This is a genomic window from Paracoccus sp. J39, from assembly GCF_000518925.1.
Classification (GTDB): Bacteria; Pseudomonadota; Alphaproteobacteria; order Rhodobacterales; family Rhodobacteraceae; genus Paracoccus.
On the sequence record NZ_JAEN01000023.1, the window covers coordinates 23,813 to 37,790 of the forward strand.

Genomic DNA, 13,978 nt, shown 5'->3' on the forward strand with positions numbered 1-13,978 from the left:
ACGGAATGTCTGAATCGCTGGACGGCAAGATCGCCGTCATCACCGGCGCGGCCTCGGGGATCGGGCTGGCCACCACCGAGCGGCTGCTGGATCGCGGCGCCACCGTGGTCATGGCGGACCGCAACCAGGCGGCGCTGGCCGAACTGGCCGCGAAACTGGGCCCGCGCGCGATCCCGCAGGTGACGGACCTGCTGGACAGCGACAGCTGCGCCGCCATGATCCCCGAGGTGCTGGCCAAGGTCGATCACATCGACATCCTCTATTGCAATGCCGGCACCTATATCGGCGGCGACCTGACCGAGACGACGCCCGAGGCGATCGACCGGATGCTGAACCTGAACGTGAACGCGGTGATGAAGAACGTCCACGCGGTCGTGCCGCATATGAGCGCGCGCAAGACCGGCGACATCGTCGTCACCTGCTCGATCGCCGGGCATTTCCCGACCTGGTGGGAGCCGGTCTATTCCGGCTCGAAATGGGCGATCACCAGCTTCGTGCAGGGCATGCGCCGGCAGATGATCCCGCACGGGGTGCGCGTCATGCAGGTCTCGCCCGGCCCGGTGGTCTCGGCGCTGCTGGCCGACTGGCCCGAGGAGAACCTGCGCAAGGCCAGGGAATCCGGCAGCCTGATCGACGCGGAAGAGGTCGCGGATGCGGTCGAATACATGCTGACCCGCAAGCGCACCGTCACCATCCGCGACATGCTGGTGCTGCCGACCAATTTCGACCGCGTCTGACGCCCGGCACCCGGAACGGAGAAGCGCCATGGACCAGTATCTGATCGGCATCGACGTGGGCACCGGCTCGGCCCGGGCCGGGGTCTTCGACCGCGCGGGCCGCCTGCTTGCCACCGCCAAGCGCCCCATCGAGATGCATCGCGAGCGCGGCGTGATCGCCGAACAGTCCAGCGAGCAGGTCTGGCGCGCGGTCTGCGATTCCGTCCGGGACAGCGTGGCCCGCGCCGGGATCGATCCGGCGCAGGTCGCGGGCATCGGCTTCGACGCCACCTGCTCGCTGGTCGTGCGCGGGGCGGGGGATGCGACCTTGCCGGTGGGCGATCCCGCCCATCCCGAGCGCGACATCATCGTCTGGATGGACCACCGCGCCGTCGAGCAGGCCGAGCGCATCAATGCGCAGGGCCATGACGTGCTGAAATATGTCGGCACCCGCATCTCGCCCGAGATGGAGACGCCGAAACTCTTGTGGCTCAGCGAGAACCGGCCCGAGGTCTATGCCGCGGCGGCGCATTTCTTCGACCTGACCGATTTCCTGACCTGGAAGGCGACCGGCGCGCTGGAGCGGTCCGCCTGCACCGTCACCTGCAAATGGACCTATCTGGCGCATGAAGGGCGCTGGGACGCGGATTATTTCCGCCAGATCGGGCTGGGCGATCTGGCCGATGACGGTTTTGCCCGCATCGGCGCCCGCGTCGTCGATCCCGGCACGCTGCTGGGGCAGGGGCTGACCGAGGCCGCGGCCGGGGCCATGGGCCTGCGCCCCGGCATCGCCGTGGCGGCGGGGCTGATCGACGCCCATGCCGGCGGCGTCGGCACGGTCGCGGCCGGGGGCGATGCGACGGCCTGCCTGGGCTATGTCTTCGGCACCTCCTCCTGCACCATGACCACCACGCGCGAGCCGGCCTTCGTGCCGGGCGTCTGGGGCCCCTATTACTCCGCCATGGTGCCCGGCATGTGGCTGAACGAGGGCGGGCAATCCGCCGCCGGCGCCGCCATCGACCAGCTGGTGCAGCTGCATCCCGCCACGGCCGAGGCGACGGCGCTGGCCGAGGCGGCGGGCAAGTCCCTGCCGCAATGGCTGGCCGACCGGGCGCTGGAGCTGGCGGGCGAGGCCAGCGCCGCCGTGCGGCTGGCTGATGAGCTGCATGTGGTGCCCGAATTCCTGGGCAACCGCGCGCCCTTCGCCGATCCTCATGCCCGCGCCGTCATCATGGGGCAGGGGATGGAGACCGGGCCGGATTCGCTGGTCGCGCTTTACGTCGCCGGGATCTGCGGCCTGGGCTACGGGCTGCGGCAGATCATCGAGACCCAGGCGCAGAACGGCGCCCCGGTTCAGACGATCAGCGTCAGCGGCGGCGCCGGCGCGCATCCGCTGACCCGGCAGCTTCTGGCCGATGCCACCGGGCTGCCGGTCGAGGTGACGGAATGCCCCGAGCCGGTGCTGCTCGGCTCGGCCATGCTGGGCGCGGTGGCGGCGGGGCTGTTCCCCGACCTGTTGACGGCCATGCCCGCCATGTCGCGCATCGCCACGCGCTGCGCCCCCGATCCCGCCAGCCGGGCGCGGCAGGACGCGCGCCACGCCGCCTTCCTGGCGCTGCAATCCACGGCGCGGCAGATCCGCACCGCCATGGCGGCGCTGCCGCCGACCTGAACAGGGCGGCCCTGCCGCTGAACCGAACATGCGAGGAACCATGCAATTCTCGGGCAAGACCGTCATCATCACCGGCGCGGGCAAAGGGATCGGCCGCGCCTGCGCGCGCCTGATGGCCGAACGCGGCGCGAAGGTCGTGGCGCTCAGCCGCACCCAGTCCGACCTCGACAGCCTCGCGGCCGAGAGCGGCGCGCGCGGCATCCGCGTCGATCTGGCCGACCCGGCCGCCACCCGTGCCGCCATGGCCGAGGCGGGGACGGCCGATTACCTGATCAACAGCGCCGGCATCAACGTGCTGGAAAGCGTGCTCGACATGACCGAGGCCGGCTATGAGGCGGTGCTGGGCATCAACCTGCGCGCGGCGCTGATCTGCTGCCAGGAATTCGCCCGCGCCCGCCTGGCGGCGGGCGGCGGCGGCGCCATCGTCAACATCACCTCGATCGCCGGCCATCGCGGCTTTCAGGATCACCTGTGCTATGCCGCCTCGAAGGCGGGGCTGGAGGGCGCGACCCGCGTGCTGGCCAAGGAGCTGGGCCCGCATGGCATCCGCGTCAACGCGGTCGCGCCCACCATCACCCTGACCGAACTGGCGGCCGAGGCCTGGTCGGACCCGGCGAAAAGCCAGCCGATGATGGTGCGCCACCCGCTCAATCGCTTCGCCGAGGCCGAGGAGGTCGCGCAAGGCATCGCGCTGCTGCTCTCGGACGACAGCCGCATGGTCACCGGCGCGGTGCTGCCGCTGGATGGGGGTTTCCTCGCCGTCTGACCGGTTCAGGCCGGGGCGTGGAACCGGGGCCGGCCGTCGCGGCTTGTCTTCTGGCGCCAGAACCGGCGCGGGCCGGGGGACAGCCATGCTTGAAGACCTTCACCGCATCTTCCTGGGCGATCAGCAGCTGGGCTTCGCCTGGGAGGTCTTCTTCCGCACCGTCATCATCTATTTCTACACGCTGGCGCTGATGCGCTGGCTGGGCGGGCGCACGGTGGCGCAGCTTTCCATCGTCGAGTTCCTGCTGGTCATCGCCATCGGCTCGGCGGTGGGCGATTCACTGTTCTATCCCGACGTGCCCCTGCTGCCCGCCATGTTCGCCATCTTCCTGGTCGCGGCCTTCAACAAGCTGGTGGACGAGGCGATCCTGTCCTCGGACCTGCTGTCGCGGTTCTTCGAGGGCCGGCCGCGCATCGTCGTCACCGAGGGCCGCGTCCATCACGACCGCCTGCGCCGGCAGGGCATCGGCATGGGCGAGCTTTACGCCAAGCTGCGCGAGAAGGGCGTGGCCGACCTTGCCGATGTCAAGTTCGCCATTCTTGAGGCGGACGGCACCCTTTCGGTGCTGAAGCGCGACCGGGACGGCGCGGCGGGACTCTATCGGCCGCCCGCCCTTCCGCCGGGCGAGATGGCCTGGGCCGACAAGACATGACCGGCACGCGGCGCACCCTCAAGCGGCGGCTCCGCACGGCGCAGCCCTTCTGGGCCGAGACGCCGCATATCTCGGCAGAGCATCGGGCGGCGCCCTCGCAGCGGCGCTGGGACGTGGTGATCGTCGGCACCGGCATTTCCGCGGCGCTGCTGGCCGAGCGGCTGACCCGGCGCAAGCGGCGGGTGCTGCTGGTGGATCGCCGCCAGCCGGTGCGGGGCTCATCGCTCGCCTCGACGGCGATGATCCAGCACGAGATCGACGTGCCGCTGAGCCGGCTCATGCGCCAGATCGGCCCGGACAGGGCGGCACGGGCCTGGCGACGCTCGGTCAAGGCGGTCGAGGAACTGCTGCGCCTGTCGCGCCGCCTGGGCCTCGACTGCCAGATGCAGCGCAAGCGGGCGCTCTATCTTGCCGGGGACGAGATGGGCTTTCGCGCGCTGGAGACCGAGGCGGCGCTGCGGCGCGAGACCGGCATCGCGGCCGAGTTCATCCCCCGCCAGCGCCTGCTCGGGGAATTCGGCATCGACCGCACCGGCGCCATCGTCTCGGCGGCCTCGGCCTCGGCCAATCCGGCGCAATTGACGGCGGGGCTGCTGCGGGTGGCGCAAGCGCGCGGGGCCGAGATCGTCTCGCCCTTCGAGGTCACGGATTTCGCCGAACTGGCGGACGGCGTGGCGCTGGGTTTCTCGACCGGGCGGGTGGTGGTGGCGGGCCATGCGGTGTTCTGCACCGGCTACGAATTCCTGCCGCAGCTCGTCTCGGCGCATCACCGCATCATCTCGACCTGGGCCCTCGCCTCGGCCGAGGGGGTGCGCCATCCGGCCTGGCTGCGGGATTTCCTGGTCTGGGAGGCCGCCGATCCCTACCTGTATTTCCGCACCACGCCCACCGGCCGGATCATCGCCGGCGGCGAGGACGAGGCCAGCCCCGACGCCTATCAGGACCCGGAGAAGCTGCGCCGCAACGCCGCCGAGATCGCCCGCAAGCTGCGCGAGACCTGCGGCATCCGCATCGGCCGCCCGGCCTATCGCTGGGCCGCGGCCTTCGGCGACAGCGACGACGGGCTGCCGATCTTCGACGCGGTGCCGGGCTGCCGGCGCTGCCATGCGGTGATGGGCTTCGGCGGCAACGGCATCACCTATTCCGTCATTGCCGCCGAAGTGACCACGCGGCGCATCGACGGGCACGCCGATCCCGATGCCGACCTCTATCGCTTTCGCTGACTCCGCCGGGCATTGACGGCGCGCGCGGCGGGGGTCAGCTTGCGCGGGCGGGCGGGCGCTTCGCGGCCCGGCAAGCAGCACGCAAGCACGAGGGACGCGCATGACGCAGGACGACTATCCGCGGGGCGAGCCCGCGATCCGCACCACCGCCATGCCGGCGGACACCAACCCGGCGGGGGATATCTTCGGCGGCTGGCTGATGTCGCAGATGGACCTTGCGGCGGGCAATGTCGCCGCCCGGCGGGCGCGGGGGCGCTGCGCCACGGTGGCTGTGGACAGCTTCACCTTTCACCAGCCGGTCAAGGTCGGCGACGAGGTCTCGGTCTTCGCCCGCATCCTGCGCGAGGGGCGCAGCTCGATGCAGCTGCATGTCGAGGCCTGGCGGCGCTCGCGCGAGGGGGTGGAGATGCAGAAGGTCACGCAGGCCACCTTCGTCTTCGTGGCGCTGGATGCGAACGGACGGTCGCGCGAACTCCCACCAGAAAGCTGAGATTTGCCGGGCGAAAGGGCAGTGACGCAATGCGACACCGACTTCGTCGCCTGCGTCCTGCCCGCCGCCCTGACAAGTGAGTTGCATTCCCTGACAGGCGCCGATTACTGTCGGGGGGCGGAACGAAGAACCAACAGAAACAGGGAGCCCGCATCGTGACAGCTGACCCCGGCAACGACGCTTTCGTTGTCTTCGATCACGTCCAGAAAAGCTATGATGGTCAGACGCTTGTCGTCAAGGATCTGAACCTGACCATCGGCAAGGGCGAATTTCTGACCATGCTTGGCCCGTCCGGTTCGGGCAAGACCACCTGCCTGATGATGCTCGCCGGCTTCGAGACCGCGACGCATGGCGAGATTCGCCTGGATGGCAGGAACATCAACGACGTCCCGCCCCACCGGCGCGGCATCGGCATGGTGTTCCAGAACTACGCGCTGTTTCCGCATATGAGCGTGGGCGAGAACCTGTCCTTTCCGCTGGAAGTGCGCGGCATGTCCAAGGAAGAGCGCGAGAGCCGCATCACCCGCGCGCTGGACATGGTGCAGATGGGCCAGTTCAAGAACCGCCGCCCGGCCCAGCTTTCGGGCGGCCAGCAGCAGCGGATCGCGCTGGCCCGCGCGCTGGTCTTCGACCCCAAGCTGGTCCTGATGGACGAGCCGCTGGGCGCGCTCGACAAGCAGCTGCGCGAGCACATGCAGTTCGAGATCAAGGCGCTGCACGACCGGCTGGGCATCACCGTGGTCTATGTCACCCACGACCAGGGCGAGGCGCTGACCATGTCGGACCGCATCGCCGTATTCAACGACGGCCGCATCCAGCAGCTCGCGCCGCCGCCTGTGCTGTATGAGCAGCCCGAGAACAGCTTCGTCGCCGGCTTCATCGGCGAGAACAACGCCCTGCGCGGCACCATCGAGCAGCTTCAGGGCGACAAGGCGCTGGTGCGGCTGGGCAATGGCGAGCTGATCGACGCCACCGCCGTGAACATCCGCGAAAGCGGCCGGCCGACCACCGTCTCGATCCGGCCCGAGCGGGTCGAGTTCAAGCCGGACCTCATGCCGGCCGGCGCCCATACCATCGAGGCGCAGGTGCGCGACGTGATCTATATGGGCGACATCCTGCGGGCGCGGCTGCATGTCGCCGGCCAGGACGATTTCGTGATGAAATACCGCAATACGCTGGGCCAGGTGAAACTGTCGCCCGGCGAGACGATACGGATCGGCTGGCATCCCGAGGACGCCCGCGCCCTCGATCCGGTCTGAGTGTGCATCGAGCAAGAAACCAGGGAGTTATGATGAAACGCACGCTGATACTGACCACTGCGCTGATCGCCGTCGCGGCCGCGGCCCAGGCGCAGGACAAGCAGGTCAACCTGCTGTCCTGGGGCGGCGCCTACGGCATGAGCCATGTCGAGGCCTATGCCAAGCCCTTCGAGGCCAAGACCGGCATCAAGGTCCAGGTCTCGGATGCCGACAACCCCGCGACCCCGGTCAAGGCGCAGGTCGAGGCGGGCAATGTCTCGATCGACGTGGCCTCGGTCGAATATGCCGATGCCGTGCGGCTTTGCGACGAGGGCCTGCTGGAAGAGATCGATCCGGCGATCCTGACCCCCGCCGCCGACGGCACCCCGGCCGCCGAGGATTTCATCGAGGGCGCGATTACCGACTGCTTCGTCGGCACGGACGTCTATTCGATGATCCTGGCCTATGACGACACGAAGTTCCCGGATGCCAAGCCGGCCGGCGCGGCGGATTTCTTCGACACGGCCAAGTTCCCCGGCAAGCGCACCATGCGCAAGGGCGCCAAGTTCAACCTGGAATTCGCCCTGATGGCCGACGGCGTCGCGCCCGATCAGGTCTATGAGGTGCTGGGCACGCCCGAGGGCGTCGACCGCGCCTTCGCCAAGCTCGACAGCATCAAGAACAACGTGATCTGGTGGGAAGCCGGCGCCCAGCCGCCGCAACTGCTGGCCGATGGCGAGGTCTCGATGGCCTTCGCCTTCAACGGCCGGATCTTCAACGCCGCCCAGCAGGAGGGCAAGCCCTTCAATATCGTCTGGGACGGCCAGATCTACGAGATGGAGGGCTGGGTGATGCCGAAGGGCGCACCGAACCCCGAGGCCGCGAAGGAGTTCATCGCCTTCTCGACCGCGCCCGAGCAGCAGGCCCGCGCCGCCGAGTTCATCAGCTACGGTCCGCCGCGCGTCTCGGCCGCCGCGCTGGTCGGCAATATCGAGGGCACCGAGGTGCCGATGGGGCCGAACCTGCCCACCTATGCCGAGAACCTCGAAAACGCGCTGGCCTCGAATCTCGACTTCTGGGTCGATCACGACGCCGAGCTGCAAGAGCGGTTCAACGCCTGGCTGGCGTCGAACTGATGCGATTGCCGCGGCGGGCATCGTCCCGCCGCGGCCCGCCGAAAGCCCGAACGGGCCAAAGAACGGCCAGAGAGCCGAAACACCAACGGGAGTAAATCATGAAAACCACTCTGATCCTGACCTCGGCGCTGTGCAGCCTCGGTCTGGCGGCCCATGCCCAGAACAAGGAGGTCAACGTCGTCTCCTGGGGCGGTGCCTATGAAAGATCGCAGGTCGAGGCCTATAACATTCCGTTCGCCGAACAGACCGGCATCAAGGTGAACATGCTGGCCGCCGACAACCCGGCCACGCCGCTGAAGGCGCAGGTCGAGGCGGGCAACGTCACCGGCGACGTCTTCGATATCGAGGTCTCGGACGCGATCCGGCTTTGCGACGAGGGCGCGCTGGTCGAGATCGATCCCGCCATCCTGCCGGCCGCGCCGGACGGCACGCCCGCCACCGAGGACTTCATCCCCGGCGCATTGCAGGAATGCGCCGTGGCCAACATCTTCTGGGGCACGGTCATCGCCTTCGACACCACGAAATTCGAGGGCGAGAAACCCTCCACCGCGGCGGATTTCTTCGACACCGCCAAGTTCCCGGGCAAGCGCGGCCTGCCCAAGAACCCCAAGCGCACCCTGTATCTGGCGCTGATCGCCGACGGCGTGGCGCCCGACCAGATCTATGAGGTGCTGGGCACGCCCGAAGGCGTCGACCGCGCCTTCGCCAAGCTCGACACCATCAAGCGCGACGTGGTCTGGTGGGAGGCCGGCGCCCAGCCGGTGCAGCTGCTGGCCGATGGCGAGGTGGTGATGGCGACCGGCTATAACGGCCGTTTCTTCGACGCCATGGTCGGCGAGGGCAAGCCCTTCGAGATCATCTGGGACGGGCAATACATGGACATGGACATGTTCGTCATTCCCAAGGGCTCGCCCAATCCCGAGGCGGCGCTGGAATACCTGAAATTCGCCACCGCCACCGAACAGCTGGCCAATCAGGCGAAATACATCGCCTATGGCCCGTCGCGGCAAAGCTCGGCGGCGCTGGTCGGGCTGTATCAGGACGGCAAGACCGAGATGGGGCCGCATATGCCGACCAATCCCGAATACATGCAGACCGCGGTCATGGACGACCCGGAATTCTGGGCCGACCACTCGGCCGAGCTGGCCGAGCGTTTCAACGGCTGGCTCGCCAACTGACCTCTGAATCGTGCCGCGGCCCGCTGGTTCGGGCCGCGGCTTCCGACCAAGGATTGCCTGACGAAGGACCCAGATGGCCAAAGCCCTTGACCCCCATGCCGCGATCGTGACCGAGGCCGGCGGCCTCGACGAAGGCGGAACGCTGAGAACCGCCGACGGCCGCCCGCTGAAGTCTGCGCTTGCGCGCAGCTCGCGCCGGGCGCGGCGGCGCGCCTTCCTGCTGGTGCTGCCGCTTTTGCTGTTCGTCCTGATCACCTTCGTGATGCCGATCGGGCAGATGCTGCAGCGGTCGGTCAAGAACGAAGGCTTTTCGGCCAACATGCCGCAGCTGACCGCCTGGTTCCACGACAACCCGCGCGGCACCGAGCCCGACGATGCCGCCTGGGCGGCGCTGGCCGCCGACCTGACCGCCGCCGCCCAGGCGCGCACCGTGGGCGTGGTCGGCACCCGCATCAATTACGACATGCCGGGCACGCGTTCGCTGTTCACTTCGGCCGGGCGGCAGGCGCGCGGCGGCATCGAGCCGCCCTATCGCGAGGCGATCCTGGACATGGACGCCAGATGGGGCAACCCGCGGCTGTGGTCGGTGATGCGCGAGGCTTCCTCGCCCTATACCACCAACTTCTACCTCGCGGCGGTGGACCGCACCCGGGACGAGCAGGGCAACATCACTGCCGCCCCGGCGCAGCAGCAGATCTACGGCAAGCTGTTCCTGCGCACATTCTGGCTGTCGCTGGTCATCACCTTCACCACCTTCCTGCTGGGCTTTCCGATCGCGCATCTGCTGGCCACCCTGCCGATGCGGCAGTCGAACCTGCTGATGATCCTGGTGCTGCTGCCGTTCTGGACCTCGCTTCTCGTCAGGACCACGGCCTGGATCGTGCTGTTGCAGCAGCAGGGCGTGGTCAACGACGTGCTGGTCTGGCTGGGGGTGATCGGCAACAACCAGCGGCTGCAGATGATCTTCAACCAGACCGGCACGATCATCGCCATGACCCATATCCTGCTGCCCTTCATGATCCTGCCGCTCTATTCGGTGATGCGCACCATCAATCCCAGCTACGTGCGCGCCGCGCGCAGCCTGGGCGCGACCAGCTGGACCGCCTTCCGCCGCATCTATTTCCCGCAGACCCTGCCGGGGCTGGGGGCGGGGGCGCTTCTGGTCTTCATCCTGGCGGTGGGCTATTACATCACCCCCGCGCTGGTCGGCGGCTCGTCGGGCCAGCTGATCTCCAACATGATCGCGATGCACATGACGCAGACGCTGAACTGGTCCATGGCGGCCGCGCTGGCGGCGCTGCTTTTGGGCGGGGTTCTGATCCTCTACTGGGTCTATGACCGGCTCGTCGGCATCGACAACCTGAAACTGGGATAACGGCCATGGCGCTTCCAACCTACGCATCGCCGCTGGAAAAGGTCTGGCACTACACCTATCTGGCGATCTGCGGCGCGATCTTCTTCTTCCTGATCGCGCCCATCGTGGTGATCATCCCGCTAAGCTTCAATGCCGAGCCCTATTTCACCTTCACCGACCGGATGCTGTCCTTCGACCCAGACGGCTATTCGCTGCGCTGGTATGACAGCCTGCTGACCTTCGGCATGGCGCGGCCGGACGCGCCGCGCGACCTGAACTGGTGGGCGGATGCCTGGCGGAACGCGAAATGGGTGAACGCGGCGAAAAGCTCGATCATCATCGGCTTCTTCTCGACCATCCTCGCCACCGTGCTGGGCACGCTGGCGGCGCTGGGGCTGTCGCGGCCCGAGATGCCCTATCGCCGCGCGATCATGGCGATGCTGATCTCGCCCATGATCGTGCCGATCATCATCACCGCGACGGGGATGTTCTTCTTCTACTCGAACCCCTGCGAGCCGCTGACCTGGATCGGGCTGAACCCCGGTTGCGGCAAGCTGGCCGGCACCTATCTGGGCGTGATCCTGGCCCATGCCACGCTGGGCATCCCCTTCGTCATCATCACGGTGACGGCGACGCTGATCGGGTTCGACCAGTCGCTGAACCGTGCGGCGGCCAGCCTGGGGGCGAACCCGCGCACCACCTTCTTCCGCATCACCATGCCGCTGATCCTGCCGGGGGTGATCTCGGGGGCGCTGTTCGCCTTCGTGACCTCGTTCGACGAGGTGGTGGCGGTGCTGTTCATCGCCGGGCCCGACCAGCAGACCATCCCGCGCCAGATGTGGAACGGCATCCGCGAGCAGATCTCGCCCGCCATCCTCGCCGTGGCGACGCTGCTGGTGATCTTCTCCATCGCGCTGCTCACCACCGTCGAGCTGCTGCGGCGAAGATCCGAACGGCTGCGCGGCGTGACGCCGAGGTGATGCCGGACGCCGCCCTTCGGGGCGGCGTTTGCGCATCAGGGCAGGGCGGCAAGCCAGAACCAGACCGTCAGCATCGACAGGCCCGTCGCCACCAGCACCGCCGAGGCCGAGACGCGCTTGGCCACCCCGTAAAGCGCGGCGAAGAGATAGGCGTTGACCCCCGGCGGCATGGCGGCCGTCACCACGGCCGAGCGCATCTCGGCCATGCTCAGCGCGAAGATCCGACCCAGCCCGAAGGTCACCGCCGGATGCAGCAGCAGCGAGATGCAGCAGCACATCGCGATGGCCCGCGTCTCGCCCTCGGGGCGGTAGCGATAGAGCACGCCGCCCAGCCCGAACAGCGCCGCCGGCAGCGCGGCGCTGGACATCATCCTGACCGCCGCCCAGAAGCCCTCGGGCATGACCAGCCCGGCCTGGGTCAGCAGGTTCATGGCAAAGCCGCCGAGGATGCCGATGACCAGCGGCGTGTGCAGCACGCCCGACAGCGCCCGCAGCGCCACCCCGCCCACGGACAGGTTCTGGCCCCGGGCCCGGGCGAATTCCATCGCGGTGATGCCGAAGGTGTAAAGCAGCGGCGAATGCACCGAGATGATGGTGAAGTTGCCCAGCACCGCCTCGGGCCCATAGGCGCGCTCGGTGATCGGCACCCCCAGAAGCAGCGAATTCGAGAACAGGCAGACGAAGCCGATGGCGATGGCGTCCTCGACGGGCCGCTTCAGCCAATAGACCGACAGGCCGGTCCCCAGCGCAAAGGACAGAAGCGCGCCGCTGTAGAAGGCCAAGAGCAGCAGCGGGTTGTAGTTCGCCCCCAGGTCCAGCCGGGCGATGGCGCCGAACAGCAGCACCGGCAGGGCGAAGTTCTGCGCAAAGCGCATGACGCCGTCGACCGCCACCTCGGTCAGCCATCTGCGCCAGCAGACCAGATAACCGAAGCCAACCACCAGAAAGACCGGCAGGATGACGTCGAAAAGGGCGGTCATATCAGCTCGATCCGCATGCCGTCATGGGCGGGAACGACATTCTCGGGCGTCTCGCGCATGACGGCGTCGTAATCCAGATCCACATGCATGTTGGTGATCACGCCCCGCGCGCAGCCCGAACGCGCGATCCATTCCAGCGTCAGCGCCAGATGGGCATGGCTGGGATGCGGGATGCGGCGCAGCGCGTCGCAGATGAACACCTCGCAGCCTGTGATCGTGCTCCAGGCTTCCTCGGGGATCGCCAGCACATCGGGCAGGTAGACCAAGCTCTGCTCGATCCCGCCGATGCGGAAGCCGAGCGCATTCATGTCGCCGTGGTTGACCTCGAAAGGCGCCAGCTCGATGCTGCCGCCCGCGCCGTCGATGGCGAAAGGGCCGCGGATCGGCTGCAGGTCGCAGATCGGCGGATAGGACGAACCGGGCGGCGTCTCGAAGATATAGCCGAAGCGGGTCTTCAGCGCCGCCGCGGTCGGCAGGTCGGCCCAGACCGGCATTCGGCGGCGCATGTTGAAGACGATCTGCCGCAGGTCGTCGATGCCGTGGATATGGTCGGCATGGGCATGCGTATAGACGACCGCGTCCAGCTCACCGACCTCGGCATCCAGCAGCTGCGGCACCAGGTCGGGCCCGGTGTCGATCAGCAGCCGCGTCACCCCGTCATGGCCATGGCGCTCGACCAGAAGCGAGCAGCGCCGGCGGCGGTTGCGCGGGTTCGCCGGATCGCATTCGCCCCAGCGGTTGCCCAGCCGGGGCACGCCGCCCGAAGAGCCGCAGCCCAGGATGGTGGCCCGGATCATGCCGCGGCCTTGCGAAACAGCCGTTCGAAATTCTGCGTGGTGAGGCTGGCGAACGCGTCTTCCGTCATGCCCAGCAGCCCGGCGCCGACCCGGGCGGTATGGGCGACAAAGGCCGGCTCGTTGCGCTTGCCGCGATGGGGCGGCGGGGCAAGATAGGGGGCGTCGGTCTCGACCAGGATGCGGTCGGCCGGCGCGGCGGCAAAGATCTCGCGGATCTCGGTCGAGCGCGGGAAGGCGGCGATGCCGGACATGGACAGGTAGAAACCCAGGTCCAGCGCCGCCCGCGCGAGGTCCCGCCCGCTGGTATAGCAATGCATGACCCCGGTGAAGGCGCCGGCGCGATGCTCCTCGGTCAGGATGCGGGCCATGTCCTCGTCCGCATCGCGGGAATGGACGATCAGCGGCAGACCGGTGCGGCGCGCCGCCTCGATATGGATGCGCAGGCTTTCGGCCTGCATGGCGGCGCTGTCGGCGGTGTAGTGGTAGTCGAGCCCGGTCTCGCCGATGCCGACGAAACGCGGATGGCGCGACAGAAGGACCAGGTCCTCGACCGTGGCCAGCGGCTCCTCGGCGGCATACATCGGATGGGTGCCTGCGGCATAGAACACGCCGGGATGGGCTTCTGCGATGGCGCGCACGGCCGGTTCGTTGCGCAGCCGGGTGCAGATCGTGACCATGCGGGTGACGCCCGCGGCGCGGGCGCGCGCGACCAGCTCGGCCTGCTCGCCCTCGAAATCGGGGAAGTCCAGGTGGCAATGGCTGTCCACCAGGAGGGGAAGGTCGGGTTCGGACATCG

The 13,978-nt window shown here is 68.2% G+C and carries 14 protein-coding genes; 11 read left to right on the forward strand and 3 right to left on the reverse strand.

The features are described from left to right. Positions 1-5 precede the first annotated feature (5 nt). The 11 genes from L632_RS0117805 to L632_RS0117855 all read left to right on the forward strand — a co-directional run bounded on the left by L632_RS0117805 (position 6) and on the right by L632_RS0117855 (position 11,405). Positions 6-737 (forward strand): SDR family oxidoreductase, encoded by a 732-nt coding sequence (locus L632_RS0117805; protein WP_028712023.1) that lies wholly within the window; start codon positions 6-8, stop codon positions 735-737. 28 nt (positions 738-765) lie between these two features. Next, entirely contained in the window at positions 766-2,388 is a 1,623-nt protein-coding gene (locus L632_RS0117810) for an FGGY-family carbohydrate kinase (protein ID WP_028717296.1), read from the forward strand. Between the two features lie 40 nt (positions 2,389-2,428). Beyond that, entirely contained in the window at positions 2,429-3,154 is a 726-nt protein-coding gene (locus L632_RS0117815) for an SDR family oxidoreductase (protein ID WP_028717297.1), read from the forward strand. Between the two features lie 85 nt (positions 3,155-3,239). Further along, positions 3,240-3,806, forward strand: coding sequence for a DUF421 domain-containing protein (locus L632_RS23070; protein WP_051476493.1), 567 nt, complete (start codon positions 3,240-3,242; stop codon positions 3,804-3,806). Then, entirely contained in the window at positions 3,803-5,029 is a 1,227-nt protein-coding gene (locus L632_RS0117825; RefSeq protein ID WP_028717298.1) for an FAD-binding oxidoreductase, read from the forward strand. The genes L632_RS23070 and L632_RS0117825 overlap by 4 nt, the downstream gene beginning before the upstream one ends. Before the next feature lie 100 nt (positions 5,030-5,129). Then, positions 5,130-5,519 carry an acyl-CoA thioesterase gene (locus L632_RS0117830; protein ID WP_028712027.1) on the forward strand — a complete coding sequence of 130 codons (390 nt, stop codon included), beginning with the start codon at positions 5,130-5,132 and terminating at the stop codon, positions 5,517-5,519. A gap of 155 nt (positions 5,520-5,674) precedes the next feature. Beyond that, positions 5,675-6,778 carry an ABC transporter ATP-binding protein gene (locus L632_RS0117835; protein WP_028712028.1) on the forward strand — a complete coding sequence of 368 codons (1,104 nt, stop codon included), beginning with the start codon at positions 5,675-5,677 and terminating at the stop codon, positions 6,776-6,778. A gap of 32 nt (positions 6,779-6,810) precedes the next feature. Beyond that, a complete protein-coding gene (locus L632_RS0117840) occupies positions 6,811-7,893 on the forward strand; it encodes an ABC transporter substrate-binding protein (protein ID WP_028717299.1) in 1,083 nt (360 codons plus the stop codon). 98 nt (positions 7,894-7,991) lie between these two features. Continuing rightward, positions 7,992-9,071 carry an ABC transporter substrate-binding protein gene (locus L632_RS0117845; RefSeq protein ID WP_028712030.1) on the forward strand — a complete coding sequence of 360 codons (1,080 nt, stop codon included), beginning with the start codon at positions 7,992-7,994 and terminating at the stop codon, positions 9,069-9,071. Between the two features lie 73 nt (positions 9,072-9,144). After that, entirely contained in the window at positions 9,145-10,446 is a 1,302-nt protein-coding gene (locus L632_RS0117850; RefSeq protein WP_036698793.1) for an ABC transporter permease, read from the forward strand. A gap of 5 nt (positions 10,447-10,451) precedes the next feature. Then, positions 10,452-11,405 carry an ABC transporter permease gene (locus L632_RS0117855; protein WP_028712032.1) on the forward strand — a complete coding sequence of 318 codons (954 nt, stop codon included), beginning with the start codon at positions 10,452-10,454 and terminating at the stop codon, positions 11,403-11,405. Between the two features lie 35 nt (positions 11,406-11,440). On the opposite strand, the gene L632_RS0117860 is transcribed toward L632_RS0117855, so the two are convergent. Genes L632_RS0117860 through L632_RS0117870 form a run of 3 tightly spaced genes read right to left on the reverse strand, consistent with a single transcriptional unit; the run spans position 11,441 to position 13,976 of the window. Then, positions 11,441-12,385, reverse strand: coding sequence for an AEC family transporter (locus L632_RS0117860; RefSeq protein WP_028712033.1), 945 nt, complete (start codon positions 12,383-12,385; stop codon positions 11,441-11,443). After that, positions 12,382-13,182, reverse strand: a complete 801-nt coding sequence (locus L632_RS0117865; RefSeq protein ID WP_028712034.1) for an MBL fold metallo-hydrolase — start codon at positions 13,180-13,182, stop codon at positions 12,382-12,384. The genes L632_RS0117860 and L632_RS0117865 overlap by 4 nt, the downstream gene beginning before the upstream one ends. Then, positions 13,179-13,976: a TatD family hydrolase gene (locus L632_RS0117870; protein ID WP_028712035.1), complete on the reverse strand. Its 798-nt coding sequence runs from the start codon at positions 13,974-13,976 to the stop codon at positions 13,179-13,181. The genes L632_RS0117865 and L632_RS0117870 overlap by 4 nt, the downstream gene beginning before the upstream one ends. Between the last annotated feature and the right edge of the window lie 2 nt (positions 13,977-13,978).

Coding starts and splice junctions, on each gene's coding strand:
- L632_RS0117840 (WP_028717299.1), top strand. CDS start 6,811: ATGAAACGCACGCTGATACTGACCACTGCGCTGATCGCCGTCGCGGCC.
- L632_RS0117860 (WP_028712033.1), bottom strand. CDS start 12,385: ATGACCGCCCTTTTCGACGTCATCCTGCCGGTCTTTCTGGTGGTTGGC.
- L632_RS0117855 (WP_028712032.1), top strand. CDS start 10,452: ATGGCGCTTCCAACCTACGCATCGCCGCTGGAAAAGGTCTGGCACTAC.
- L632_RS0117805 (WP_028712023.1), top strand. CDS start 6: ATGTCTGAATCGCTGGACGGCAAGATCGCCGTCATCACCGGCGCGGCC.
- L632_RS23070 (WP_051476493.1), top strand. CDS start 3,240: ATGCTTGAAGACCTTCACCGCATCTTCCTGGGCGATCAGCAGCTGGGC.
- L632_RS0117815 (WP_028717297.1), top strand. CDS start 2,429: ATGCAATTCTCGGGCAAGACCGTCATCATCACCGGCGCGGGCAAAGGG.
- L632_RS0117810 (WP_028717296.1), top strand. CDS start 766: ATGGACCAGTATCTGATCGGCATCGACGTGGGCACCGGCTCGGCCCGG.
- L632_RS0117845 (WP_028712030.1), top strand. CDS start 7,992: ATGAAAACCACTCTGATCCTGACCTCGGCGCTGTGCAGCCTCGGTCTG.
- L632_RS0117850 (WP_036698793.1), top strand. CDS start 9,145: ATGGCCAAAGCCCTTGACCCCCATGCCGCGATCGTGACCGAGGCCGGC.
- L632_RS0117830 (WP_028712027.1), top strand. CDS start 5,130: ATGACGCAGGACGACTATCCGCGGGGCGAGCCCGCGATCCGCACCACC.
- L632_RS0117825 (WP_028717298.1), top strand. CDS start 3,803: ATGACCGGCACGCGGCGCACCCTCAAGCGGCGGCTCCGCACGGCGCAG.
- L632_RS0117870 (WP_028712035.1), bottom strand. CDS start 13,976: ATGTCCGAACCCGACCTTCCCCTCCTGGTGGACAGCCATTGCCACCTG.
- L632_RS0117865 (WP_028712034.1), bottom strand. CDS start 13,182: ATGATCCGGGCCACCATCCTGGGCTGCGGCTCTTCGGGCGGCGTGCCC.